The organism is Hypericibacter terrae (assembly GCF_008728855.1).
In the GTDB taxonomy this organism is placed as follows: domain Bacteria; phylum Pseudomonadota; class Alphaproteobacteria; order Dongiales; family Dongiaceae; genus Hypericibacter; species Hypericibacter terrae.
Genome location: NZ_CP042906.1, coordinates 5,319,780 through 5,344,217, shown reverse-complemented (window position 1 = coordinate 5,344,217; position 24,438 = coordinate 5,319,780). Strand labels below are relative to the sequence as shown.

The 24,438-nt window shown below is 65.7% G+C and carries 26 protein-coding genes; 21 read left to right on the top strand and 5 right to left on the bottom strand.

Going from position 1 to position 24,438, the window contains the following annotated elements; translation table 11 throughout:
* Positions 1 to 61 precede the first annotated feature (61 nt).
* Positions 62 to 241 (top strand): hypothetical protein, encoded by a 180-nt coding sequence (locus FRZ44_RS24425; RefSeq protein ID WP_151179637.1) that lies wholly within the window; start codon positions 62 to 64, stop codon positions 239 to 241.
* Positions 242 to 325: 84 nt separating this feature from the next.
* Here the strand turns inward: FRZ44_RS24425 and FRZ44_RS24420 are convergent, their stop codons facing one another.
* The gene (locus FRZ44_RS24420; RefSeq protein ID WP_225308431.1) at positions 326 to 658 is read right to left on the bottom strand and encodes a DUF962 domain-containing protein; all 333 of its coding nucleotides are present in this window, start codon (positions 656 to 658) and stop codon (positions 326 to 328) included.
* Positions 659 to 760: 102 nt separating this feature from the next.
* Between FRZ44_RS24420 and FRZ44_RS24415 the strand changes: the two genes are divergently transcribed.
* Positions 761 to 1,774 (top strand): aspartate-semialdehyde dehydrogenase, encoded by a 1,014-nt coding sequence (locus FRZ44_RS24415; RefSeq protein WP_151179636.1) that lies wholly within the window; start codon positions 761 to 763, stop codon positions 1,772 to 1,774.
* A gap of 143 nt (positions 1,775 to 1,917) precedes the next feature.
* Here FRZ44_RS24415 and pdxY read toward each other — a convergent pair whose 3' ends face one another.
* Positions 1,918 to 2,766, bottom strand: a complete 849-nt coding sequence (pdxY, locus tag FRZ44_RS24410) for a pyridoxal kinase (protein ID WP_191908283.1) — start codon at positions 2,764 to 2,766, stop codon at positions 1,918 to 1,920.
* Positions 2,767 to 3,029: 263 nt separating this feature from the next.
* Here pdxY and FRZ44_RS24405 point away from each other — a divergent pair, with 263 nt between their 5' ends.
* The 8 genes from FRZ44_RS24405 (at position 3,030) to FRZ44_RS24370 (ending at position 10,734) form a co-directional block, all read left to right on the top strand.
* On the top strand, positions 3,030 to 3,923 hold the full coding sequence (locus tag FRZ44_RS24405) for an HpcH/HpaI aldolase/citrate lyase family protein (protein ID WP_151179634.1): 894 nt from the start codon (positions 3,030 to 3,032) through the stop codon (positions 3,921 to 3,923).
* Positions 3,924 to 4,079: 156 nt separating this feature from the next.
* Positions 4,080 to 5,144, top strand: a complete 1,065-nt coding sequence (locus tag FRZ44_RS24400; RefSeq protein ID WP_151179633.1) for a MaoC family dehydratase — start codon at positions 4,080 to 4,082, stop codon at positions 5,142 to 5,144.
* A gap of 55 nt (positions 5,145 to 5,199) precedes the next feature.
* Positions 5,200 to 5,565, top strand: coding sequence for a hypothetical protein (locus FRZ44_RS24395; RefSeq protein WP_151179632.1), 366 nt, complete (start codon positions 5,200 to 5,202; stop codon positions 5,563 to 5,565).
* A gap of 1,073 nt (positions 5,566 to 6,638) precedes the next feature.
* Positions 6,639 to 7,034 carry a succinate dehydrogenase, cytochrome b556 subunit gene (sdhC, locus tag FRZ44_RS24390; RefSeq protein ID WP_151179631.1) on the top strand — a complete coding sequence of 132 codons (396 nt, stop codon included), beginning with the start codon at positions 6,639 to 6,641 and terminating at the stop codon, positions 7,032 to 7,034.
* Positions 7,034 to 7,429 (top strand): succinate dehydrogenase, hydrophobic membrane anchor protein, encoded by a 396-nt coding sequence (gene sdhD, locus FRZ44_RS24385; RefSeq protein ID WP_151179630.1) that lies wholly within the window; start codon positions 7,034 to 7,036, stop codon positions 7,427 to 7,429. The genes sdhC and sdhD overlap by 1 nt, the downstream gene beginning before the upstream one ends.
* Before the next feature lie 5 nt (positions 7,430 to 7,434).
* Entirely contained in the window at positions 7,435 to 9,264 is a 1,830-nt protein-coding gene (sdhA, locus tag FRZ44_RS24380) for a succinate dehydrogenase flavoprotein subunit (RefSeq protein ID WP_151179629.1), read from the top strand.
* A 55-nt stretch (positions 9,265 to 9,319) separates the two neighbouring features.
* Positions 9,320 to 10,060, top strand: coding sequence for a phosphocholine cytidylyltransferase family protein (locus tag FRZ44_RS24375; protein WP_151179628.1), 741 nt, complete (start codon positions 9,320 to 9,322; stop codon positions 10,058 to 10,060).
* Positions 10,061 to 10,227: 167 nt separating this feature from the next.
* Positions 10,228 to 10,734, top strand: coding sequence for a GNAT family N-acetyltransferase (locus FRZ44_RS24370; protein ID WP_151179627.1), 507 nt, complete (start codon positions 10,228 to 10,230; stop codon positions 10,732 to 10,734).
* A 50-nt stretch (positions 10,735 to 10,784) separates the two neighbouring features.
* Here the strand turns inward: FRZ44_RS24370 and FRZ44_RS24365 are convergent, their stop codons facing one another.
* The gene (locus tag FRZ44_RS24365; protein WP_151179626.1) at positions 10,785 to 12,368 is read right to left on the bottom strand and encodes a class I adenylate-forming enzyme family protein; all 1,584 of its coding nucleotides are present in this window, start codon (positions 12,366 to 12,368) and stop codon (positions 10,785 to 10,787) included.
* Between the two features lie 293 nt (positions 12,369 to 12,661).
* Positions 12,662 to 13,417, bottom strand: a complete 756-nt coding sequence (locus FRZ44_RS24360) for a phytanoyl-CoA dioxygenase family protein (protein WP_225308430.1) — start codon at positions 13,415 to 13,417, stop codon at positions 12,662 to 12,664.
* 121 nt (positions 13,418 to 13,538) lie between these two features.
* Between FRZ44_RS24360 and FRZ44_RS24355 the strand changes: the two genes are divergently transcribed.
* The 6 genes from FRZ44_RS24355 to FRZ44_RS24330 all read left to right on the top strand — a co-directional run bounded on the left by FRZ44_RS24355 (position 13,539) and on the right by FRZ44_RS24330 (position 18,681).
* A complete protein-coding gene (locus FRZ44_RS24355; protein WP_151179625.1) occupies positions 13,539 to 14,141 on the top strand; it encodes a CDP-alcohol phosphatidyltransferase family protein in 603 nt (200 codons plus the stop codon).
* A 189-nt stretch (positions 14,142 to 14,330) separates the two neighbouring features.
* The gene (locus FRZ44_RS24350) at positions 14,331 to 15,365 is read left to right on the top strand and encodes a flippase-like domain-containing protein (protein ID WP_151179624.1); all 1,035 of its coding nucleotides are present in this window, start codon (positions 14,331 to 14,333) and stop codon (positions 15,363 to 15,365) included.
* Positions 15,366 to 15,481: 116 nt separating this feature from the next.
* Positions 15,482 to 16,258 (top strand): succinate dehydrogenase iron-sulfur subunit, encoded by a 777-nt coding sequence (locus tag FRZ44_RS24345; RefSeq protein WP_151179623.1) that lies wholly within the window; start codon positions 15,482 to 15,484, stop codon positions 16,256 to 16,258.
* An 88-nt stretch (positions 16,259 to 16,346) separates the two neighbouring features.
* Positions 16,347 to 17,015 (top strand): hypothetical protein, encoded by a 669-nt coding sequence (locus FRZ44_RS24340; protein ID WP_151179622.1) that lies wholly within the window; start codon positions 16,347 to 16,349, stop codon positions 17,013 to 17,015.
* A gap of 6 nt (positions 17,016 to 17,021) precedes the next feature.
* Positions 17,022 to 17,708, top strand: a complete 687-nt coding sequence (locus FRZ44_RS24335; RefSeq protein WP_151179621.1) for a hypothetical protein — start codon at positions 17,022 to 17,024, stop codon at positions 17,706 to 17,708.
* 94 nt (positions 17,709 to 17,802) lie between these two features.
* Positions 17,803 to 18,681, top strand: a complete 879-nt coding sequence (locus FRZ44_RS24330; protein WP_151179620.1) for an arginase family protein — start codon at positions 17,803 to 17,805, stop codon at positions 18,679 to 18,681.
* 3 nt (positions 18,682 to 18,684) lie between these two features.
* Here the strand turns inward: FRZ44_RS24330 and FRZ44_RS24325 are convergent, their stop codons facing one another.
* A complete protein-coding gene (locus FRZ44_RS24325; RefSeq protein ID WP_151179619.1) occupies positions 18,685 to 18,891 on the bottom strand; it encodes a DUF6494 family protein in 207 nt (68 codons plus the stop codon).
* 95 nt (positions 18,892 to 18,986) lie between these two features.
* Between FRZ44_RS24325 and FRZ44_RS24320 the strand changes: the two genes are divergently transcribed.
* From FRZ44_RS24320 to sucD, 5 genes are all read left to right on the top strand, one after another.
* Complete coding sequence (locus FRZ44_RS24320) at positions 18,987 to 19,757, top strand: SDR family oxidoreductase (RefSeq protein WP_151179618.1); 771 nt, start codon at positions 18,987 to 18,989, stop codon at positions 19,755 to 19,757.
* Positions 19,754 to 20,926, top strand: coding sequence for a cell division protein ZapE (gene zapE, locus FRZ44_RS24315; protein WP_151179617.1), 1,173 nt, complete (start codon positions 19,754 to 19,756; stop codon positions 20,924 to 20,926). The genes FRZ44_RS24320 and zapE overlap by 4 nt, the downstream gene beginning before the upstream one ends.
* Positions 20,927 to 21,079: 153 nt before the next feature.
* Entirely contained in the window at positions 21,080 to 22,045 is a 966-nt protein-coding gene (mdh, locus tag FRZ44_RS24310) for a malate dehydrogenase (protein WP_151179616.1), read from the top strand.
* Positions 22,046 to 22,320: 275 nt separating this feature from the next.
* The gene (gene sucC, locus FRZ44_RS24305; protein ID WP_151179615.1) at positions 22,321 to 23,490 is read left to right on the top strand and encodes an ADP-forming succinate--CoA ligase subunit beta; all 1,170 of its coding nucleotides are present in this window, start codon (positions 22,321 to 22,323) and stop codon (positions 23,488 to 23,490) included.
* Positions 23,490 to 24,362, top strand: coding sequence for a succinate--CoA ligase subunit alpha (gene sucD, locus FRZ44_RS24300; RefSeq protein ID WP_151179614.1), 873 nt, complete (start codon positions 23,490 to 23,492; stop codon positions 24,360 to 24,362). Before sucC ends, sucD begins: the two co-directional genes overlap by 1 nt.
* Positions 24,363 to 24,438: the final 76 nt, after the last annotated feature.

Sequence of the window (24,438 nt, the reverse complement as noted above, 5' to 3'; positions counted from 1 at the left end):
TCTCGACAGGCTGGACCGGCATCGGTTAGCCTAGCGTCGAAATCGGGTTTCGAGGCCTCTGATGGCTCGTCTGGCAGCATATCTGGTGATGGCGGCGGTTGCGCTCGGCGCGACGTCATCCGCTTTTGCCTGCAATCACACGACGACGGCCCAGGCCTCCAGCGCGGTCATCGCGCAGAGCGACACGACCACCACCAAGACGACCACCACTGTGAAGCCGGAGGGCGACACGGGCGGCTGAGCGTTCACTCCCCAGGGAGATCAAGCGCGAAGGGCCGCCCCGGATCGGGCGGCCCTTCGCGTTTTGGCGGCTTGGATCGATGCCCTAAGGGGCCTTCAGACCCAGCCGCACCAACTCCCCGTCGAGGCGTCCCGTCGTCCAGAGAAACAGCATGCGGAGATCGCTGAAGAGCGAGAAGAACGGATGACCGAAAGTTTCAGGGCGATTGCCCTCGATCATGAGATGTGCGGACCAGGCGAAGCCGTAGCCCAGGATCGGCGTCGCGATCAGCGGGCGCCAGTCCTGCGCGATCGCGGCCCAGAGCAGGCAGGCGAGGGCGAGGCCGGTGCCGAGAAAATGGACGAGCCGCGTGCCCGGCTGGGCATGGGCCTTGAGATAGCGCGGCCAGAACTCGGCATAGCTCATCGCGGCTTTCATCGGGGTGCGACCTCGCGCTCCGTCCCGTCACGCCGCCCGGCGCTTGCGCCGGCGCGGTTTGCCCACTAATTCACAGTCAACACAAAGAAGAGCGAGCAGACAATGGGTTACAAAGTAGCGGTCGTCGGTGCCACCGGCAATGTCGGCCGAGAGATGCTGGCGACGCTGGCAGCGCGCGAGTTTCCGGTCGACGAGGTCGTGGCCTTGGCGTCCGAGCGGTCGGTCGGCAAGGAAGTCTCCTTCGGCGAGGACGAGGTCCTGCGCTGCCAGGATCTCGCCAAGTTCGATTTCAAGGGCTTCGATATCGGCCTGTTCTCGCCCGGCGCCAAGGTCTCGGCCGTGCATGCGCCGCGCGCGGCCAAGGCCGGCTGCGTGGTGATCGACAACACCTCGCATTTCCGCATGGATCCGGAGATCCCGCTGGTGGTGCCGGAGGTCAATCCCGACGCGATCGCGGGCTACACCCGGCGCAACATCATCGCCAATCCGAACTGCTCGACCATCCAGATGGTGGTGGCGCTGAAGCCGCTGCACGATCTCGCGCGCATCAAGCGCGTGGTGGTCGCGACCTACCAGTCGGTCTCGGGCGGCGGCAAGGAGGCGATGGACGAGCTCTACAACCAGACGCGCGCCATCTACATGGCCGGGCCGATCGTGAAGAACAAGTTCCCGAAGCAGATCGCCTTCAACGCCATTCCCCAGATCGATGTCTTCATGGAAGACGGCTCGACCAAGGAGGAATGGAAGATGAAGGTCGAGACCAAGAAGATTCTCGATCCCAACATCGACGTGGTCGCGACCTGCGTCCGGGTGCCGGTCTTCGTCGGCCATTCCGAGGCGATCAATCTCGAATTCGAGAATCCGATCTCGGTCGAGGAGGCGTTCGATGCGCTGCAGAGCGCACCGGGCGTGATCCTCGAGGATCGCCGCGAGCCCGGCGGCTATATTACGCCGGTCGAATGCGTCGGCGACGACGCGACCTTCGTCAGCCGCGTGCGCGTCGATACGACGGTGCCCCACGGCCTCTCGCTCTGGGTGGTCTCCGACAATCTGCGCAAAGGGGCGGCGCTCAACGCCATCCAGATCGCCGAGCATCTGGCGGAGAATTATCTGTAAGGCGGAAAACGGAAGCGGCGCTTTCTTTCTTGTCTCCTCCCCCTTCTTCAGGGGGAGGATTAAGGAGGGGGCCGCTCGGTCGGTGCAGCCCCCTCCCTAGCCCTCCCCCTTGCAGGGGGAGGGGGACGATAACTCAGATCGCGCTACCTCAACCGCTGCAGCGTCGCTTTCTTCGGCGGGTTCGCGAAGGCGTCTTGCGCGGCGACCAGCGCCAGTTCTCTCGCGCTGCCGGTCGCTTCGACCACCGCGGCCATGGCGCTGGCGGCGAGGCCCAGCGAGGCTTCGAGGTCGTGGCGGTTGTTGAGATAGTGGCCGAGGAAGAACGCGGCGAAGCAGTCGCCGGTGCCGTGCGCCTTCAGGGGATGGCGTGTGGCCGTGGCGAGGAACACGCCCTGCGGTCCGACCGCCATGGTCTCGATCGCCTGCGGATGGCCGTCGACGCGCTCGATGCCGGTGGCGATGACGACGAGACCGGGCCTTCCCTGTGCGCGGATCGCCTCGCAGGCCCTGATCGCATCCTCGAGCGTCTCGACGCGGCTGCCCGAGAGATAATCGAGCTCGAAGATGTTGGGGAAGGTGAGATCGGCCTCGGGCAGGAGCTCGCGCTTGATGAGCGCCGCGGTTTCGGCCGGCACATAGAGGCCGCCCTTGCGCTCGCCCATCACCGGATCCAGCGCATAGAGCATGTCGGGCCGGCTGCGGCGCAGTTTGGCCAGGGTCTCGACCGCGAGCTGCGGCGCCTTGCCGAGAAAGCCCGTGGCGAAGACATCGACCTCGGGATAGACGCCGAACCGCTCGAGCCCGTCCAGCACCATCGCCACCTCCTCGGTCGTGAGCTGGCGTCCGCCCCAGGCCGGATAGCCCAGATGGTTCGAGAGCAGCGTGGTCTCGACCGGCCAGACCTCATGGCCCAGCCGCTGCAGGCAGAAGACCGAAGCGGCATGGCCGACATGGCCATAGGTGACGCGGGACGAGATCGACAGGATGTTCATGGAGGCCCTCGGATGAGGGGCGCACTCTCCCATGCGGGCCGGCCCGCTGGGAAGGCGGCAAGAGAGCCCCCGAAGGGGGTGGCGAACCCAGCTTTTCTGCGCTTGTCACGATGACAATCCGGCCGGCGCCCCCTACCTGAAAGAGGGCCGGCGCCGGCCGCTGTTTCACCGTTCCGGTTTCGCTATAGTCGCGCAGCTTCCGGCGGGGCTCGGGCGTCCGGCCTGTCGCGAAACCGCCTCGTCAGATCAGGGAATGACTGCCCATGTTCCAGTCCACCCGTCCGCGCCGCAGCGCGCTCTATACCCCCGGCTCCAATCTTCGCGCCCTCGAGAAGGCCAAGACCCTGGCGGCCGATGTGCTGATCATGGATCTCGAGGACGCCGTGGCGCCCGAGGCCAAGCGCGATGCCCGGATCCAGGTGGTCAATGCGGTCAAGGCCGGCGGGTTCGGCGCGCGCGAGGTGGTGATCCGCGTGAACGGCCTCAACACGCCCTGGGGCTATGGCGATCTGGCGGCGGTTGCCGACGCCGGCGCCGACGCCATCCTGATTCCCAAGGTCGAGAGCGTCGAGACGGTGCGCCAGGCCGAGACGGTGCTGGTCGCCAACGGCGCGCCCGAAGCGCTCACCCTCTGGTGCATGATGGAAACGCCGCGCGCGATGCTGAACGCCGAGGAGGTCGCGGGCGCCTCGCGCCGGGTGCAGAGCTTCGTCATGGGCACCTCGGACTTGACCAAGGATCTGCATGCGGCCCATACGCGCGACCGCCTGCCGCTCATCACCAGCCTCGGCCTCTGCATGCTGGCGGCGCGGGCCTACGGGCTCGCCATCCTCGACGGCGTGCATCTCGACCTCGATGACGATGCCGGCTTCGAGATCGCCTGCCACCAGGGGGCCGAGATGGGCTTCGACGGCAAGACCCTCATCCATCCCAAGACGATCGCGGCCGCCAACAAGGCCTTCGCGCCGGCGGCGTCCGATGTCGACTGGTCGCGCCGCGTGATCGCCGCCCATGCCGACGCGACCGCCAACGGCCGCGGCATCGTCGTGCTCGACGGGAAGCTGATCGAGAATCTCCATGTGCTGAACGCGCGACGCATCGTCGAACTGGCCGAATCCATCGCCGCCCGCGAACGCGGCGACGGCAAGCCGGCATGATCGCCGCATGATCGACGAAGCCCGCTCGGGCCCACCCCTCCCCCTCCCCCCTCCCGCAAGGGGAGGGGGCGTGTGTGACATAGATCGCGATCGAAGCTTTAAAGTAGAGCGAAGCGATCACATTAACTTAGGGGGTAGGGGGAGGGGGCTCTCGCGATGACCGCTTCTACCAAGACCAGCGCCGGCAATTTCTTCGAGGATTTCCGGCTCGGGCAGGAGATCCGCCATGCGATTCCCCGCACCGTCACGACCGGCGACGTCGCGCTCTATACGGGCCTGACCGGCAACCGTTTCGCGCTCCCCAGTTCCGACGGTTTCGCCCGCGACCTGGGATTGCCGCAGGCGCCGCTCGACGATCTGCTGGTGTTCCATCTGGTCTTCGGCCGCACCGTGCCGGACATCTCGCTCAACGCCATCGCCAATCTGGGCTATGCGCAAGGGCTGTTCGGCGCGCCGGTCTATCCGGGCGACACGCTGGCGGCGACCTCGCGCGTCATCGGCCTCAAGGAAAATTCCAACCGCCAGACCGGCGTGGTCTATGTGCGCTCGATCGGGCGCAACCAGCGCGGCGCGATGGTGGTCGACTATGTGCGCTGGGTGCTGGTGCGCAAGCGCGATCCGCAGTCGCCGGCGCCGGCCGCCGTCATTCCCGATCTCGTCGCCGCCCTGCCGCCGCCGGCGCTGGAAGTCGGTGGCGGGCTCGATCTGACGCGCTTCGATCCGGCCGTCACCGGCTCGGCGCATCGCTGGGAGGATTACGAGCCCGGCGAGCGCATCGATCATGTGGACGGCATGACGATCGAGGAGTCGTGTCATATGACCGCGACCCGGCTCTATCAGAACAATGCGCGCGTGCATTTCAACCAGCATGCCGAGAAGGACGGCCGCTTTGGGCGGCGCATCGTCTATGGCGGCCATATCATCAGCCTGGCGCGCGCGCTTTCGGCCAACGGGCTGGGCAATGCGCTGAAGCTGCTCGCCATCAATGGCGGCCGGCACACGAACCCCAGCTTCGCCGGCGATACGATCTTTGCCTGGAGCGAGGTGCTGGCGAAGGCGGAGCTGCCGGGCGTGGCGAATGCCGGCGCGCTGCGTCTGCGGCTGGTCGCCGCCAAGAACCAGCCGGCCGCGGGATTTCCCGACAAGGCGCCCGACGGCAATCCCGATCCGGCGGTCGTGCTCGATTTCGACTATTGGGCGCTGCTGCCGCGCCGCGGCTGATGAAGAAAGGCGCCCGGCCGGCATGCGCCCGGGATTTTCAGGAGCTTCTTCCGCAATGACCCCACGGCTTCGGATGTCGGCCTCGCGCCGCTGGATGTTGATCGGCGCCCTCGCCTGGATGGGCCTCGCCGGCTGCAACGCCATGGACGTGCCGGTTCGAGACGCTTACCAGCGTCAGATTGCCGGCCAGTATTATGCGATCGAGCTGCAACGTGGCTTCACCCTGCCGACCAAGGGCGAGAGCGCGGCCTATTTCAAGCAATCCATGCCGCTGGCCTGGGACCAGCTTTATGGGCTGCGCGATGGGGGCCAGACCAATTGGCTGCTGGACGATTTCAACAAGAACAACGCGCTCTGGAAGAAGATGCCGAAGTACCAGCAGGACCTGCTCTGGCGGCCGCAGTTCGAGCCGCCGCTCTAGGGTCCCGCTCCGGCAAGCTGCCGAAGACCAGGGGCGCCCCGGCCACATCTAGGGGCCGGCGCTACAACTCCCACCAAATCTTGTTGAATCGCGCGACTCGCGCATGTTAAACGGATTCGAGGCGTCAGGCGCGCGGAGCCTCTAGGGACTCCGCGCGCCACGCCCCGCAGAACGGGGCGTTGACTGACGCCTCCGGAGCCGGCAAGGGCTCCGGCACGAAAAAGCGGCGGGGCCTTTCCCAGTCGATCTACGCGGCAAGCCCGGACCTGGCATCCAGCAACCGCAATTTCGACCTTCGCCTCGGAGCAAAGCCGGCCTCGGGCGAGGCCGGCAGCGCCGAGCACCCGACGGCTCCTGGTGGTTCACCCTCGGACCAGCCGCCCGGCGGCACCTGCGTCGGTCCCGGATGGGCTCCGGACCGAACAGCCAAGGCGCGCTCTTCCGACGCCATCCGGACCGACCGCTTGCGCGAGACGAGTCCGGCGCCGTCTTTCAGGCCCCTATCCGCCCGGCCCGAAGGCTCAGACATCAGAGACCGACCGGGTCGGCGAGTGCTCGTTGGAGGGCAGCCCGCCATGCCGTCCCGACGACGGTTCAATCCCTGCGCCGCCCCGAAGGACGGCCCGCGGATCCCCTGTCGCCGGCGCCAGATCGCGGACGGAAAGGCCCGAAGGCCTTCCCCCGTCCCCTGCGGCCGAAAACCGAACTCGCGGATTGGGCGGGCGCCTGGCGGCACCATCGGCATGGGGCTCTCGCCCGATATGCCCCCGAGGCACGTCAGACGGGGGCGGTCCATGCCTTGCGCGTATGTCTGCGAGCGGTCTCAGGTCGACGCTTTCGCGTGCAATGGGAAGCTTGAGGCGAATCGCGCCGGGCGGGCAATCTGCTTTTACCCGCCGGGTCATCTTTCCTGTGTATAGCTGGTGGAGAAGTGCACATTCTGTGCACAGTCTTTCCACCTTCCTATCCACATTCCGCAGATGCGGTATGACCGGACGGGGCGGAATTGACTTGCCTTCCGGCGGGGTCTAAATCACCGCCGGGCTTCAATAAGGGCCAGGAATCATCGAGCTATGGCGACACAGAACCGGCCGCTTTCGCCCCACCTCCAGATCTATCGCTGGCAGATCAGCTCGGTCCTCTCCATCCTGCATCGCATCACGGGCATCGCGCTCGCGGTCGGCTCGCTGCTGCTGGTCTATTGGATCATCGCGGCGGCGGTGGGGCCCGAGGCCTTCGCCCAGGCGCAGGGCCTGATCGGTTCCATCCTCGGCCGGCTCCTGCTGTTCGGCTGGACCTATGCGCTGTTCTTCCATCTGGCCAACGGCATCCGCCATCTCTTCTGGGACATGGGCTGGGGCTTCGAGCTCAAGACGATGTCGATCACCGGCTGGACCGCGGTCATCCTGGCGCTGCTGCTGACGCTGCTCGCCTGGGGCCTCGGCTACTGGCAGATGGAGGGGCTCTGATGGTCAAGCCAAGCGCCGATCTGCGCAGCGAACTCGGCCGCGTCCGCGGTCTCGGTTCCGCCAAGGAAGGCGTCCAACACTGGTGGCTTCAGCGCCTCACCGCGTTGGCGCTGATTCCGCTCCTGGTCTGGCTGGTCGCCGGCCTCGTCGCTCATGCCGGCATCGATCGCGCCGGCGCCACGCAGTGGCTGGGCTCGCCCGTCACTTTCGGCCTGATGCTGCTAGTGCTGGGGGCGGGCTTCTGGCACGCGTTGCTGGGTCTGCAGGTGGTGGTCGAGGACTATGTTCATCATGAAGCGGTCAAGCTGATCCTGGTGATCGGCCTGCGCTTCCTCTGCATCGGCCTCGCGCTCGCGACCGCCATCGCCCTCTTCGATACCGCCTTCGGAGGCTAAGTCTCATGGCTGAATCGGCAGCGCCGACGGCAGCGCCCAAAATCAACGGCCAGGCCTACCCGATCGTCGATCACGCCTATGACGTGGTGGTGGTGGGCGCCGGCGGAGCCGGCTTGCGTGCCGCCTTCGGCATGGCGGCCAAGGGCCTGCGCACGGCCTGCATCAGCAAGGTGTTTCCGACCCGCAGCCATACGGTGGCGGCCCAGGGCGGCATGTCGGCCTCGCTCGGCAATATGGGCGAGGATGATTGGCGCTGGCATATGTACGACACCATCAAGGGGTCGGACTGGCTCGGCGACCAGGACGCCATCGAGTACATGGTGCGCGAGGCGACTCCCGCGGTGATCGAGCTCGAGCATTACGGCGTGCCCTTCAGCCGCACGCCCGAAGGCAAGATCTATCAGCGCCCCTTCGGCGGCATGACCACGCATTTCGGCAAGGGCATCGCGCAGCGCACCTGTGCGGCCGCCGACCGCACCGGCCATGCCATCCTGCATACGCTCTATCAGCAGGCGCTGAAGCACTCGGTCGAGTTCTTCATCGAATATATCGCCCTCGACCTGATCATGGACGAGGAAGGCCGCTGCCGCGGGGTGATGGCCTGGAATCTCGATGACGGCTCGATCCATCGCTTCGCCGCCAAGTCGGTCGTATTGGCGACCGGCGGCTATGGCCGTACCTATTTCTCCTGTACCTCCGCCCACACCTGCACCGGCGATGGCAATGCGATGGTGCTGCGCGCCGGGCTGCCGCTGCAGGACATGGAGTTCATCCAGTTCCACCCGACCGGCATCTATGGTGCCGGCTGCCTCATCACCGAGGGCGTGCGCGGCGAGGGCGGCTATCTGACGAACTCGGCCGGCGAGCGCTTCATGGAGCGCTATGCGCCCTCGGCCAAGGACCTCGCCTCACGCGACGTGGTCAGCCGTGCCATGACCATGGAGATCCGCGAAGGCCGCGGCGTCGGCGAGCATAAGGACCATATCCATCTTCATATCGAGCATCTCGATCCGAAGATCATCCATGAGCGCCTGCCCGGCATCGCCGATACCGCGCGCATCTTCGCCGGCGTCGATGTGACGCGCGAGCCGATCCCGGTGCTGCCGACCTGCCACTACAATATGGGCGGCATCCCGACCAACTATCACGGCGAGGCCGTTACGATCAGGAACGGCAATCCCGACAGCGTCGTGCCGGGGCTGATGGCGATCGGCGAGGCGGCCTGCGTCTCGGTCCATGGCGCCAACCGGCTGGGCTCGAACTCGCTGCTCGATCTGGTCGTGTTCGGCCGCGCCGCCGCCAATCGCTGCGCCGCCACGCTCGATGCCGAGGAACCGGTGCCGGCGCTGCCGGCGAATTCGGGCGATGCCGCATTGGCGCGGCTCGATCGCTGGCGCCATGCCAAGGGCAATACGCCCACGGCGGCATTGCGGCTCGAGATGCAGAAGATCATGCAGTCGAACTGCGCCGTGTTCCGCACCGGCGAGGTACTGAGCGAAGGGCTGAAGCTGCTCGAATCCTGCTGGAGCCGGCGCTCCGATGTCGGCGTCTCCGATCGCTCGATGATCTGGAACAGCGATCTGGTCGAGACGCTCGAGCTCGACAATCTGCTGATCCAGGCGGTGGTCTCGGTGGCCTCGGCGGTCAACCGTACCGAGAGCCGCGGCGCCCATGCGCGCGAGGATCACGCCGAGCGCGACGACAAGAACTGGCTCAAGCACACGGCCGTCTGGTGCGGCGAGGACGGCAAGCCGCGGATCGACTACCGCCCGGTCCATATGCAGCCGCTCTCGAACGACGTGCAGTCGTTCCCACCGAAGGCGCGCGTCTATTGAGCCCGCTGCGCGCGACCGCTCCCCTCCGCCCTGACGCTCCAGGACGCTGAAGCCCATGCACGCGATCATGCTGGCCGCCGGGCGCGGTATTCGTTTGTCCAATGGCGCGGGCCATCCCAAATGTCTCCTCGAATTCGGCGGCAAGACGCTGTTGCGCCGGCATATCGCGATCCTGGAATCGCTGGGTATCGAGAGGATGACGATCGTGGTGGGATTCAAGGCCGAGGAGATCCATGCCGAGCTGGCGGCGATCGGCGCCAAATCCTGGATCGACACGATCCATAATCCGCGCTTCGAGGAAGGGGCGGTGGTCTCGCTCTGCGCCGCGCGCGATGTGCTGCGCAGCGGCTCGGACATCCTCTTCATGGATGCCGACGTGCTCTATGACCCCGTCGTGCTGCAGCGCCTGATCCAGTCGCCGCACCGCAACTGCCTGCTGATCGATCGCGACCTCGAGCCCGGCCCCGAGCCGGTGAAGGCCTGCCTGCGTGGCGGGCAGCTGGTCGAGTTCGGCAAGATCGTCAGCGGCGATTTCGAGGCGATGGGCGAATGGCCGGGCTTCCTCAAGCTCGAGCCGCTGATGGCGGACCGCCTGGCGGCGGCGACCGAACGCTTCGTCGCCAACGGCCGGGCGGCCGAGCCCTATGAGCCGGCGATGCGCGAAGTCTTCTTCGCCGATTCCACGCATCGCATCGGCTGCGAGGACATCACCGGCATGGCTTGGATCGAGATCGACACGCCCGAGGATCTGCGCCGCGCGCATGAAGTGGTCGAGCCGGCGCTGCACGGCGGTTGATCGAGGCGCTTTCTTCAGCCCGGCGCCTTTCGCTGACTTAAAACAGGGCGCCGGCCGCCGCTGCCATCGTTGCGTCCGATAACGATCATGGGTTTCCGTTTTCCCGGGAAGAGGGGCGGGATCTCTCGGGGGCGATGGGTAAGCCATTTGGCGTATGAGGGTGAAGGATGAGCTTGGTCATTCGAGAAGCCGTGATCGAGGATCGCAAGGCGCTCGGGGGTCTGGTCCGGGATCTGCTTCAGCATCTGGGGCGGCTTCACGCCGAGCTCTATCCAAGTCCGGCGGGCGCGGACGAAGACGGGGATCCGTCCGATTTTCCGACGCAGGCCGATCTCGATCGTGCATTCGATCTGGCATTCGGACCCAACCCGGTCTGCAAAGTCCTGATCGCCGAGCAGGACGGAAAGCCGGTGGGCTATCTTTCCTGGCATTGGGGCGTGTGGGAAATCTATCGTTCTCTTTTCGTCATCGGGGTCTTCACCGCTCCCGCCGTCCGGGGCCTCGGGGTTGGGCGGGCTCTGATGAACGAGGCCAAGCGCATCGCGTTGCACGCCGATGCCGAACGGATCGTCTGGATGGTGATCTCCAACAACCGCCCGGCGATCGATTTCTACAAGAATCTCGGTTGCGAACTCATCGAGCACGACCGGCAGATGGTCTGGGACATCACCTAGCGCTTGGCCGGCGCAGGGATCTTGCAGATCGTCCCGGTCGGCCTTTCGACCTATAGAGCCGATTGCGCCAGCACGTGACGTGCGATCTTGCCGGTGTTGGTCATGGGCAAGCTCTCGCGGATCTCGAGCTCGCCCGGCGACTGGCCGTCCGGAAGCTGCTTCTTCAGCCATTGCAGCAGCGTCGCGGCTTCGATCTGCTGTTCGGGCTTGAGGTCGGATTTGAGCGTGACGAAGGCCTTGCCGTCATGCCCATGAAACGGATGCGGAACTTCCACAACCGCCGCCAGCGATACGGCCGGATGGCGATGCAGCAGGCTCTCGACCTCCTCGGGCAGGATATGCTCGTTGCCGCGCGAGATCCGGCTGTCCATCCGCCCGACGATCTTGAGATAGCCATCCGTGTCGAAGGTCGCGATGTCGCGGGTGCAATACCAGCCGTCCTGAAGCGCCTTCTCCGTCAGATCCGGACGATTGAGATAACGCGTCATCATGGCGGGCGAACGCACCAGCAGATGACCCTGCGACGTCAGCGGCAGATCCTGGCCGTTCTCGTCGACAATGCGAGCCTCGATGCCGGGAATCATCTTGCCCACGAAGCCTTCGCGGTTGCCGCTGCGGGGCCAGGACCAGGCGAGCGCGGCGCAGGTTTCGGAAGCGCCGTAGCCGTTGGCGAGATCGACGCCCAGCCGGTCGCGGAATTCCTTCTCCCAGGCTGCCGGCAGGGCGGCGCCGCCGCTGATACAGAGCTTGAGCGGGATCTGGTCCTTGGCGAGCGTGCCCACATGATCCAGAAGCCAGCGATAGAAGCTCGGGACCGAGACGATGAAAGTGACATCGTGCTCGATGATGTTCTTCCAGACCTGCCCGCCCGTCGCCTCGTCGATCAGCGTCTCTGCGTTCTCGCATTCGAGATAGACGACGGCCTGACCCAGGAAGGTGGGCTGCAGCACCAGGAAGAGCTGCGTCATGATGCATTCCATCGTGAAGATGGAGAGACGCACCGCGGTATGCTCGATCGAGAAGAGGGGGATGGTGAGATTGACCGCCTCGGCAACGGCGCCGGCCGAGATCTCGATGCCCTTCTGGCGGGAGGTCGAGCCCGAGGTGTAGGTGACCAGCGCCGGATCATGTCTCGCGAAATGACGGATCGTGAAGAGATCGGGCTGGCCCCGCATCAAGTCCGAGAGAGCGGGCACGCCAGGGATGGGAGAGGCTGCCTCGGGGTCCTCCGGAAGGATGATGACCTCCCGGCAGGACGGCACGCGCGCGGCGGCCGCGATCGCCAGGGGCGCCACATCACGATCGCCGTAACGATCGAAACAGAGAAAGGCGTCGCAGCCGGCATCTTCCAGCAGGTAGGCGAAATCGTTCTCGGGCGAAGTCCAGAGCAGATTGACGACCGCCGCACCCGTCATGAGGATGCCGTAATAGGCGATGAGGAAGGCGGGGCGATTATTGCAGGAAAGGGCGATGCGGCTGCCCTTGCCGTAGCCTCGCGCCGCAAGGCCGGATGCCAGCCGGGAGGACCAGCGGTAGATTTCGGCGTAACTGTAATGCCGGTTGCGGAAGATCACGGCGGTGGCATCGGGGGAGCGAAGCGCCGTCGCTTCGAGGTAGAAGGCTGGATTGCTCATGGGGCGGTCCCGATCTTTTGAATGCGCCTTGGGCAGCGGAGGCCAGGGCAAAATCGTAACATGAACATGGGGTGCGGTTAAGACGATCCGGCCTCGAGGGATCCGCCAGGGTAGGAATATCTGCAGCGACCAGCCCGAGGCCTTCAACCGGTGGTGGTCGGAGGCCGGCACGTCGCAGGGGTGCCGACAGCAGCAGGCGCCGGTCCAGCGCGAGGCTTGACGATCGGGGCTGAACAAGATCTCGGCCCCGCCGATGGCGACGCCGCGCCCCGGCTCTCAGAAGCAGACGGCGATCAGACGCGGAAGACGTAGCGCTTCGACGGGTCGCGGTCGATGTCCGGCGGAAAGCTCTTATGCTTGTCCGCGTAATAGCGCTCCATGAGCTCGCCGGCCGAGGCCCGGTTATAGGTCGCATAGTAGATGCGGCGCATCCGGTCGGTCATGTTGGGCTGCGAGGCGTGCGGCACATAGCTGTCGAAGAAGATGATGTCGCCGGGCTGCGTCGGCAGGTCGACCCAATGCATGCCGGCGAGGTCGCTCTCGGTCAGCGGCTCCCACAGGCGGGCGAGGCCCTTATGCTCGTAATTGTCGACGATCTGCAGGCAGCCGTTGGCGGTGGTGGCTTCGTCGAAGCAGACCAGGGCCGAGACGAAGAAATCCGCGTAATTGTTCCAGCCGGCCTGCGCGTCCTGATGCGGCTTGAAGCCGTCGGCGCCGGGGAACTTGAAATTGATCTTCTCTTTGAAGAGGGCCGCCGGCTCGCCCAGGAGCTGCTCGACCAGCGGCTTGAGGGCGAGGGTCAGGGATTCGAAGCCCTTGTGGAAGGGCGAGATCCGCTCGATCCGGGTGATGATGCGCTGGGAAGGATCGAGCAGACTGGGGTCGCGATAGACCCACTGGTGCCCGGAAACCTCGGGCTGCTGCACAAGGTCGGTCGCCCAGGCGTCGAACTGCGCCACGGCTTCGCCACCGAAGGCCCGGCGCAGGACGGTGAAGCCACGCTTCTTGAATTGCTCGACCTGGCTCGGGTCGAGCTTACCTATGGCCAATCTCGGCAAGATTTCCTACTGTCCCCAGGTCACGCTTTTCAGCGGACCTTTCCCTTGCTAGTGCCGTGATTAAGGGCCGCCGCGTTAATAAGTCAATAATATTGCGACGGGCCCCGAAGCCATGAGCCACAACACCTGGATCCACCGCCTGGTTACGCCCCTGGTGCGGCCGCTGGTGAATACCCCGGTACAACCCAATCACATCACGACCTTGCGCCTGGCCACCGGCCTTGGCGCGGCGGCCGCCTATGCCGACGGCGAGCCGCTCTGGCTGACGATCGGCGGCTTCCTGTTCATCCTGTCCATGCTCCTCGACCGGGCGGACGGGATGCTGGCCCGGTTGTCGGGGAAGATGAGCAAGATCGGGCATTACTACGACCTCGTCTCGGATTCGGTCTGTAACGCAGCGATCTTCATTGGTCTGGGAATCGGCTTGCGGTTCACCGAGCTGGGCGGCTGGACGGTGGCGCTGGGCTTCCTCGCCGGCTTCGCCGTCATGTTCATCCTCGGCGTGGTGATGTGGGCCGAGGGGCAGAAGGGCCAGCGCGCGGCCGAGCTCTCCAGCTTCGCCGGCTTCGACGCCGAGGATTCGACCGTCCTCATCCCGATCGTCGTCTGGCTCGGCTGGGGCCTGCCGCTGCTCTATGTCGCAGCGGCGGTGACGCCGATCTTCGCGGTTTACTTCGCCTGGCTGCACCGACATATGCTGCGCCCCGCGGCGTGAGCGCGACGGCTGCAAAGGAGCGAGCTGCTCTCACTCACTTGTCCCTTCCCCTCTTGAGGAGGAAGGTTGGGAAGGGGGGTGCCTCGCACGCGATTGCATGTCGCGGCTGCACCCCTCCCCCTACCTCCTCCGGCAAGGGGAGGGGGCTCGAAGTGTTTTGATGCCTCGCGGTCTGGACGTGCACTGACGATGGCGAATCCGATTCCGTCCCGACTCTGGGTCAAGCTGGCGATGGTCGTCGTCGGCGCCGGCCTGCTGGTGGCGGTGCTCGCCAGCATCGATCTGGGGCAGGTCCTGGCCCTGCTCGGCCGGCTCGGCTGGGGCTTTCTCCTGGTGATGGCGGCGGCGGCCCTGGTTTTCAGCGCCGATGTCGCGAGCTGGCTCGCCGTGCTGCCGGCGCTGCCCTTCAAGCTTCGCCCCTGGCTCTGGCTCTGGCGGGTGCGGCTGGTTGGCGAGATGCTGAACGTCGTGACGCCCCTGGGCGGGCTCGGCGGCGAGCCGGCCAAGGGCCTGATCCTGGTCAAGCATCGGGGGCTCGATCCGCGCGAGACCGTGGCCTCGCTCCTGGTGGCGCGCACCTCGCTCCTTCTGTCCTTCCTGCCGTTCCTCGGCATCGCCTATGCGCTGATGCTGCGGGAGCCGACGCTGGGGGCCGATACGGTCACCGCGATCGGTATCGGGTCGCTGCTGTTCGCCGGCGGGATCCTGGGATTCTTCCTGGTGCAGCGCTTCCGGATCACCTCGCGGCTCGTGGGCTTCATCCATCGTTTCCGCTTCGCCGCCGGGCTGGAGCGCTTCCTTGGCGAGATCCGCGCCGTGGATCGGGAGCTTCACCGTCTCTATGTCGAATCCTCGCCGCGATTTGCCGCCGCCCTCGCGCTCGCCTTCGCCGGCTGGCTGCTGGGGGCGCTCGAGCTCTATGTCATCTCCAGCCTGCTGGGCTATCCGCTCACGGTCCCCGAGATCCTCATCATCGAGGCTGTGGTGCAGCTGGTTCGCCAGGCCACCGGTCTGATCCCCGGGAGCCTGGGCGCGGTCGAGGGGGCGTTCCTGCTGCTCTACGGCGCCTTTGCCGGCGAGCCTTCGGTCGGGGTGGCGGTGGCCCTGGTCCGCCGCGCGCGCGACCTGGTCTGGATCGGCGCCGGCCTCGCGATCGGCTATGGCTATCTGGAAATGCGCAAAGAGGCCCCGGTCGGACTGGCAAAGACGAACGAAAACAGCTAGTTAATCCTTTGGCATCGAATCGCGCCTAAAACCGCGTAGCCTTGCCGTTCTGGGCCGGCCCGGGTCGCGACGGACCGCCCGCAAGACATCTGCCTGGAGAGAGGATTCGAACGACGATGGCCGAGTTCGCCCTACCCGCCAATTCCAAGATCCGGCCCGGACAGATCCACAAGGCCCCGGCCGGGGCGAAGCGCATCCGCAATTTCAAGGTCTATCGCTGGAATCCGGATTCGGGCGAGACGCCCCAGCTCGACACCTACGAGGTCGATCTCGACAAATGCGGTCCGATGGTTCTGGACGCGCTGATCAAGATCAAGAACGAGATGGATTCGACGCTCACCTTCCGCCGCTCCTGCCGCGAAGGCGTCTGCGGCAGCTGCGCCATGAACATCGACGGCACCAACACGCTCGCCTGCACCAAATACATCGACGACGTGAAGGGCGAGATGAAGATCTACCCGCTGCCCCATATGCCGGTGGTGAAGGATCTGGTGCCCGATCTCAACCGGGCCTATGCGCAATATGCCTCGATCGAGCCCTGGCTCAAGAGCAAGTCGCCCGCACCGGGCCGCGAGCATCCGCAGAGCCCCGAGGAGCGCGCCCGGCTCGACGGGCTCTGGGAATGCATCCTCTGCTTCTGCTGCAGCACCGCCTGCCCCAGCTATTGGTGGAATGGCGACCGTTATCTGGGGCCGGCCATCCTGCTGCAGGCCTATCGCTGGATCGCCGACAGCCGCGATGAATATACCGGCGAGCGGCTCGACGATCTCGAGGACCCGTTCCGGCTCTATCGCTGCCACACGATCATGAACTGCACGAAGACCTGTCCGAAGGGCCTCAATCCGGCCAAGGCGATCGCCGAGATCAAGAAGCTGATGGTGGCGCGCCGCTAGGCGCCACCGGGTTCCGTCCCCATCGGGCCGCGATCGGCCGGGCGGGGCACGCAAGCGTCGTTTCATTGCCCCGGGGGAATTGACACGCATGCGTGCTGGGATCGTGGCGCTCGCGATGTTGCTGGCCTTCGCCGGCCCGCTCGCCGCGGAGGACGTGACTGCCGGCGGCAAGACGCTCTCGCTCCAGCCGCCCGCGGGTTCCTGCAGCTATGATCGCGGCAACGCGTTCGATGCGGCGGCGATGCAGCGGGCCGAGGACGTCCAGGCCGGCAAGAACCAGGTCGTGCTCCAGTTCGGCCGCTGCGACGAGTTCCCTCAATGGCGAACCGGGACCGTCGCCTTCAGCGAGTTCGGCCGCATCATGCTGCCGCTCAACTATCCGGGCGCGCCGCAGCCGCTCCCCCTGTCGCGCCAGAAATATCTCGACATCATGGCGCCCAAGGTGCCCAAGCTCGACCCCGCCGATGTGACACGGATCGAGGATCAGGCGAGCCGCAAGGTGACGGAGACCCAGGCCTCAGGCCCGCAACTTCTCGGCCTTCTCGACCAGGATCATAATGCGCTCTATGTCGGCTTCCTCGGCGTGCTCGAGGTCGGCGGCAAGAAATATCCCTTGGCCGGCGTCGGCGCCGTGACGACGCTGGGCTCGGTGCCCGCCTCGGTGAACCTCTACCGCCCGATGGGCGAGGGCGCCTTCGACAAGCTGATCGACGCCCAGAAGGCCTATGTCGCCCAACTGATCCGCAGCAATCCCTGAGCCGACATGCACAAGCTACAGCCGCCCGCGCTCCTGCGTTTCCTGATCCTGACCCTGGCGACGTTCCTGTTCCTCGTTTCCGGCGGTTATGCCGAGGAGATCCAGGTTGGCAGCAAGACACTCTCGATCGTGCCGCCCGAGGGATACTGCGTTCTCGACCATAACAATCCGGCTGACGCCCTTGTCATGGATACCGTCCAGAAGGCGCAGGCGGGTCATGGCCTGGTGCTGATGCATTTCGTGCTCTGCACCGAGCTCGACGACTGGCATGCGGGTCGAGCTCCCGGCTACAGCCATTATGGGAACACGAGCGTCCAGCTGCAGGATGGAACGCCCCATACCTTCCGGATCTCGCTGCCCGAATTCATCGCCGAGATGCAGAAGCATATGCCCGAGATCGACATGGCCGAGATCGAGCGGGAGGTCAACGGCAAGGTCGAAGGCATCGAGCTCTCCGGTTCTCAAGTGCTCGGCGTGATTGGGAAGGACAGCAACGCGCTCTATGTCGGCTTGGCCTCGGCGGTCGAGGTCGAGGGGCAGCAAACATTGCTGGCCGGCGTCACGAGCTTCACGCTCTTGGGCTCGTTCATCGCCAATACGAATCTCACGGCGCCGGCGGAACCGGGCGCGCATGAGCGTCTTCTCGTTGCCCAGAAGGCCTATCTGGCCGAACTTGTCCGCCTGAATCCTTGACGGCCGCGGCGGGCGGCCTGGAGAACCCGGCTGGGCGATGCGGGGTGCCGCGTCCTAGAGTCACGATCTCACGCGATCGGAAGGGAGACCACGCATGACCCGGTTCGCCATCATCGAAGCGCCTTCGCCCCTGGGGCTCTGGCCGAGCGGCGTCGAGCGCGCGCCCGAGGTCCTGCTGCAGCTCGGCCTGGCGCGGGCGCTGGATGCCAGGCGCGCCGGGCGGGTCGAGCCGCCGGACTACGATCCGGTGCGCGATGCGGACACGAAGATGCTCAACCCGCAGGGGATCGCCGAATATTCGCCGCGCCTGGCCGACGAGGTCGGCGCCGCCGTCGATCAGGGCGAGTTCCCGGTCGTGCTCGGCGGCGATTGCAGCATCCTGCTGGGCTGCCTGCTGGGCTTGCGCCGGCGGGGGCGCTACGGTCTGCTGTTTCTCGATGGCCATGCGGATTTCTACCAGCCCGAAGCCTCGCTCACGGGCGAGGCGGCGGATATGGATCTGGCGCTGGTCTCGGGCCGGGGCCCGGCGATCGTGACCGATCTCGATGGCGGCCGGCCTTACGTGCGCGATGAGGACATCGTCCTCTTCGGCCATCGCGACGCGGCCATGGCCCTCAAATATGGCAGCCAGGACGTCCGCGAGACCGACATCACGGTTCTCGACCTGCAGACCGTCCGCAAGGCCGGGGTGGCGGATGCCGCCGCCGCCGCCGCGCGCCAGCTCGCCGGCAGCGACCGGCAGGGATTCTGGATCCATCTCGATGTCGACGTGCTGGACGATGCGGTCATGCCGGCGGTCGATTACCGCATGAGCGACGGCCTCGAATTCGAGGAGCTGGTCGCGGTCCTCAAGGCCGCGGTCGGCAGCGGCCGCGCGGTCGGGCTCGACCTCCCGATCTTCAATCCCAATCTCGATCCCAACCGCGTCATCGCCCGCCAGCTGGTGAACGCGCTCGCGCGCGGGCTGGGCTGAGCCTCAGCCGAGATCGATCTCTTCCTCGACCTCGTGCCGAAGCCCGATCGAATCGATCGTGAGCGTCATCCGGGCCTTGAGCGGCCCCTTGCCCTTTGTCCGGCCTTGGGCCGCCGCCTCGCGGACGGCAACCTCGATGGCGCGCTGCGAGGTCACGCCGACCTGCTTCAGGAATTTCCGCAGGGACATGTTGAAGACGTCTTCGTTCATGAGCTCTCTCCTCGATTCGTCAGGGCGCCTCGATTTCGGCGGGCGTCCGCCACGCCGGACTTTCGGTTCCCGGCGGTTCGGATAGATTGAGCGCCATGGCGACTCGGAGCAAGTCAGGCAAGGGACCGGTATTGCTGGTCACCGGCGGCAGTCGCGGCATCGGCGCCGCGACCGCGCGCCTCGCGGCGGCGCAGGGCTATCGCGTGGCGGTCAACTACAACAGCAACGGCAAGGCCGCGGCGCGCACCGTGCAGGCGATCGAGAAGGCCGGGGGCACGGCGATCGCCATCCAGGCGGATGTCTCGCAGGAAGACCAGGTCATCAGCCTGTTCGAGGAGACCGAGGCGCAGTTCGGGCCGATCTACGGGCTCGTCAACAATGCCGGCATCATCGGCGCGAGCGGCCGGGTCGAGAATCTGGCGGCCGAGACGCTGGAGGCGGTCATGCGCCTCAATGTGATCGGCGCCTTCCTCTGCGCGCGCGAGGCGGTCAAGCGGATGTCGACCCGCAATGGCGGGAGCGGCGGCGCCATCGTCAATGTCTCGTCGCGCGCCTCGACCCTCGGCAGTCCGGGCGAGTTCGTGCATTACGCGGCCTCCAAGGGCGCGGTGGACAGCATGACGATCGGGCTGGCGCGGGAGGTCGGGCGCGAAGGCATCCGCGTCAACGCCGTCTCGCCCGGCCTGATCCTGACCGAGATCCATGGTTCCGTCGGCGATGCGGGCCGGCTGAAACGCCTGGTCGGCAGCGTGCCGCTGGGCCGGGTCGGCTCGGCGCTCGAGGTGGCCAAGGCCATCGTCTTCCTGCTCTCGCCCCATGCGAGCTATGTGACCGGCACCATCGTGGATGTGTCGGGAGGCCGATGACAGCCGAAGCCGGATCCGCGGGACATCCGGAAGCGGTGCCCGATCTCGGCGGCGGGTCGGGGCAGGGACCGCTCGCGCGCTACCGCGCCCTGGTCGGGTCCGGCGCCATCGCCGCCGATCCGAGCCAGGCCATGGCGGCGGAAAAACTCCAGCTCCTCTATCACGCGCTTTTGAATTACCGGCCGGGCGGCGGATCCAGGAGCTGGCGCGAACGGCTCGGGCTGGTGCGCCACGCCCAGGAGCCGGCGCCGCAGGGGCTCTATATCTTCGGACCTGTCGGACGCGGCAAATCCATGCTGATGGACCTGTTCTTCGAGACCGCCCCGATCGCGGCCAAGCGCCGGGTCCATTTCCACGAGTTCATGCTCGAGATGCACCAGTCGATGCATGAGTGGCGCCAGACCAACGAGGGCGATCCGATTCCGGCCCTGGCGACCCGAGTCGCGGAATCGAGCTGGCTGCTCTGTTTCGACGAGTTCCAGGTGACTAATATCGCCGACGCGATGCTCCTGGGTCGGCTTTTCGAGGCGCTTTTTCAGAAAGGCGTGGTGGTGGTGGCGACTTCCAACACCGCCCCTTCCGACCTCTACCGGGGCGGGCTCCAGCGCGAGCGCTTTCTCCCCTTCATCGCGCTCATCGCCGAGCAGCTCGACCTGTTCGAGCTGGACGGTCCGACCGACTACCGGCTGCTGCGGATGAAGGGTCGTCCGCTGTATTTTTTTCCGCTGGGCGCGGCCGCGAGCGCACAGCTCGAGGAGATCTGGACGGTGCTGACGGACGGCGCGAAGGGCGAGCCCGCGGTCTTCACCGTGCAGGGGCGCCAATTCGAAATAATGCGCGCTGCCAAAGGAACGGCCTTCATGACCTTCGATGCGCTCTGCGGGCGTCCGCTGGGTGCCGCCGACTATCTGACGCTCGCGACTCACTTCCATACGCTGCTGCTCGACGGCGTGCCGCGCTTCACGCCGGAGCGCCGCAACGAGGGGAAAAGATTCATCACGCTGGTCGACGAGCTCTACGAACATCGCTCGCTTCTCGCGATGACGGCGGAGGCGCCGATCGAGTCACTCGCGGCGAGCGACGACATCGAATTCGAGTATCGCCGGACCCATTCTCGGCTCGTCGAAATGCAGTCCGACGGCTATCGCGAACGGCATCATCTGACCTGAATGTTGAAATTTTTGTTCAACACACTTGCTCTTGATGTTAAAAGAGGGTATTGACACTAGGTCTAGTGATATGCCCAGGCCTGATTCGACATCAGGTATGCGTCGCCCGAATGAGAAAAAAATCGGGCCCCGCGGACGAACAAGGGAATGAGAATGGCGCGCAAAAAGATCGCGCTTGTGGGTGCAGGCAATATCGGCGGAACTCTCGCGCTTCTGGCTGGGCTGAAGCAGCTCGGCGACGTGGTGATGTTCGACATCGTCGAGGGCGTTCCGCAAGGCAAGTCTCTCGATATCGCGCAGAGCAGCCCCATCGAGGGCTTCGATGCGGCTTTTGTCGGCGCCAACGATTATGCCGCCATCAAGGGCGCCGACGTGGTGATCGTCACCGCCGGCATCCCCCGCAAGCCCGGCATGAGTCGAGACGACCTCCTTGGCATCAACGGCAAGGTCGTCTCCACCGTCGGCAAGGCGATCAAGAAGCATTGCCCCAAGGCCTTCGTCATCGTCATCACCAACCCGCTCGACGTCATGGTGTGGGTGATGCGCGAGGAGAGCGGCCTGCCGGCCGAGCGCGTGGTCGGCATGGCGGGCGTCCTCGACAGCGCGCGCTTCCGCTATTTCCTGGCCGAGGCGCTCGGCGTCTCGGTCCAGGACGTGACCGCCTTCGTCATGGGCGGGCATGGCGACACCATGGTGCCGCTGGTCCGCTACTCGACCATGGCCGGCATTCCGTTGCCGGACTTGGTCAAGAAGGGTTGGATTTCTCAAGAGAAGCTCGATGCCATCGTCCAGCGTACGCGCGACGGCGGTGCGGAGATCGTGGGGCTCCTGAAGACGGGCTCCGCCTTCTATGCGCCGGCGGCCGCCGCGATCGAAATGGCCGAGTCTTATCTTTTGGATAAGAAACGCGTTCTACCCTGTGCTGCCCAGCTCAATGGGGAGTACGGGGTAACAGGGCTCTATGTCGGTGTGCCGGTAGTCATCGGCGCTGGCGGCGTGGAGAGAGTGGTCGAGATCGACTTGAACAAGACCGAAAAAGCCTTGTTCGACAAATCGGTTTCGGCCGTTAGGGGCCTCATCGATGAGATGAGGAAAATTCAGAGAGGAGTTACAAAATGAAGCGGACCACAAAGCGCCGGGCTAAGCCGGCTGCGAAGAAGGCCTCGCCGAAAAAGGCCGCCAAGAAAAAGGCCAAGGCGAAGTCCAAGAAGAAGATCTAATACGGCCGTCAGTCGTTCTGAAGGCCTAAGGCGGCGGTATCCCGGATCTGGTTGCCGACTCGTGGGCGGCGCTTGCGCTGTCCCGGGAAGTTGCTAGATTATGCGCCCTGCAAAAACAGTCGGGTCGCAAGGCCGGGTGCCGCCGCCAGCACTCTTCCCGTTCTTCTTAGGCCGATGAACATTCACGAGTACCAGGCGAAAAGCCTGATCACCAAGTTTGGCGTCGCCGTGCCACGCGGCGTCGCTGCCTTTTCGGTCGACGAAGCCGAAGCTGCGGCCAAGCAGCTTGGCGGCAGCGTTTGGGTCGTGAAGGCGCAGATCCATGCCGGCGGCCGCGGTAAGGCCGGGGGCGTGAAGATCGCCAAGTCCCTCGCCGAAGTGCGCGACTACGCCAAGGCGCTGCTGGGCATGACCCTGGTCACCAAGCAGACCGGTCCACAAGGCCGCCTCGTGCGCCGTCTCTATATAGAAGAAGGTGTCGATATCCGCCGCGAGCTCTATCTGGGGCTCCTGGTCGATCGCGGTTCGTCGCGCGTCACCATCATCGCCTCGACCGAGGGCGGGACCGAGATCGAGGAGGTCGCCGCCAAGACCCCCGACAAGATCATCAAGGTGCCGGTCGATCCGGCCACCGGGCTGATGCCGCATCATGCGCGCCAGGTCGCCTACGGGCTCGGGCTCGAGGGCGACCAGGTCAAGTCCTGCATCAAGTTCGTCACCGCCGCCTGGCGCGCCTTCAACGAGCTCGATGCGTCGATCGTCGAGATCAATCCCCTGGTCGTCACCGGCAAGGGCGAGGTGATCGCGCTCGATGCCAAGATGAATTTCGACGACAACGGCCTCTTCCGTCATCCCGACGTGGCCGCGCTGCGCGACGAGAACGAGGAGGATCCCTCCGAGATCGAAGCCGGCAAATACGGCCTCAACTACATCAAGCTCGACGGCAGCATCGGCTGCATGGTCAACGGCGCCGGTCTCGCCATGGCGACGATGGACATCATCAAGCTCTATGGTTCGGCGCCCGCGAATTTCCTCGATGTCGGCGGCGGCGCCACCAAGGAACGCGTCACCATAGCGTTCAAGATCATCCTCTCCGATCCGAACGTGAAGGGCATCCTGGTCAATATCTTCGGCGGCATCATGCGCTGCGACGTCATCGCCGAGGGCGTGGTCGCGGCCGCGCGCGAGCTGGCGCTCAAGGTGCCGCTGGTGGTGCGTCTCGAAGGCACCAACGTCGAGCTCGGCAAGAAGATCCTCGCCGAAAGCGGCCTCAAGGTTCTGTCCGCCGACAATCTCGCCGACGCGGCCGAGAAGATCGTGCGCGCGGTCAAGGAAGCCGCCTGATGGCCGTCCTCGTCGATCGCGACACGAAAGTCATCTGTCAGGGCTTCACCGGCTCGCAAGGCACCTTCCACAGCCAGCAGGCGATCGCCTACGGGACCCGCATGGTCGGCGGCGTCACGCCCGGCAAGGGCGGGACCACCCATCTCGATCTGCCGGTGTTCGACACCGTCGCCGAGGCGGTCAGGAAGACCGGGGCCACGGCCTCGGCGATCTATGTGCCTCCGCCTTTCGCCGCCGACGCGATCCTCGAGGCGGTCGCCGCCGGGGTGGCGCTCGCGGTCTGCATCACCGAGGGTATACCGGTCCTCGACATGGTGCGTGTGAAACGCGGGCTGTCGGGCTCGAAAACCCGGCTGATCGGCCCCAACTGCCCCGGGGTCATCACCCCCGATGCCTGCAAGATCGGGATCATGCCGGGCCATATCCATAAGCGAGGCTCGATCGGGATTGTTTCCCGGTCAGGGACGCTTACATACGAGGCGGTCGCCCAGACCACGGCGGCCGGTCTCGGGCAGTCCACCTGCATCGGCATCGGCGGCGACCCGGTCAACGGCACCAATTTCATCGATTGCCTGGAGATGTTCCTGGGCGATCCGGAAACCAAGGGTATCGTCATGATCGGCGAGATCGGCGGCTCGGCCGAAGAGGACGCCGCCGAATTTCTGAAACATGACAAGCGTAAAAAGCCCGTCGTCGGTTTCATCGCCGGCGTGTCGGCCCCCCCGGGCCGGCGCATGGGCCATGCCGGCGCCATCATCTCGGGTGGCAAGGGCGGGGCGGGGGACAAGATCGAGGCCATGCGGAGCGCCGGGATCGCCGTCGCGGAGTCGCCCGCAAGTCTCGGCAGTACAATGTTAAAGGTACTGCGCTAGCCATAGGCCCGCCGGGCCGGTCGCTCGGTCCCGACGGGTTTTCCGGCGAGCGCCTTCCTGGGGGGAAGAGGTCGCG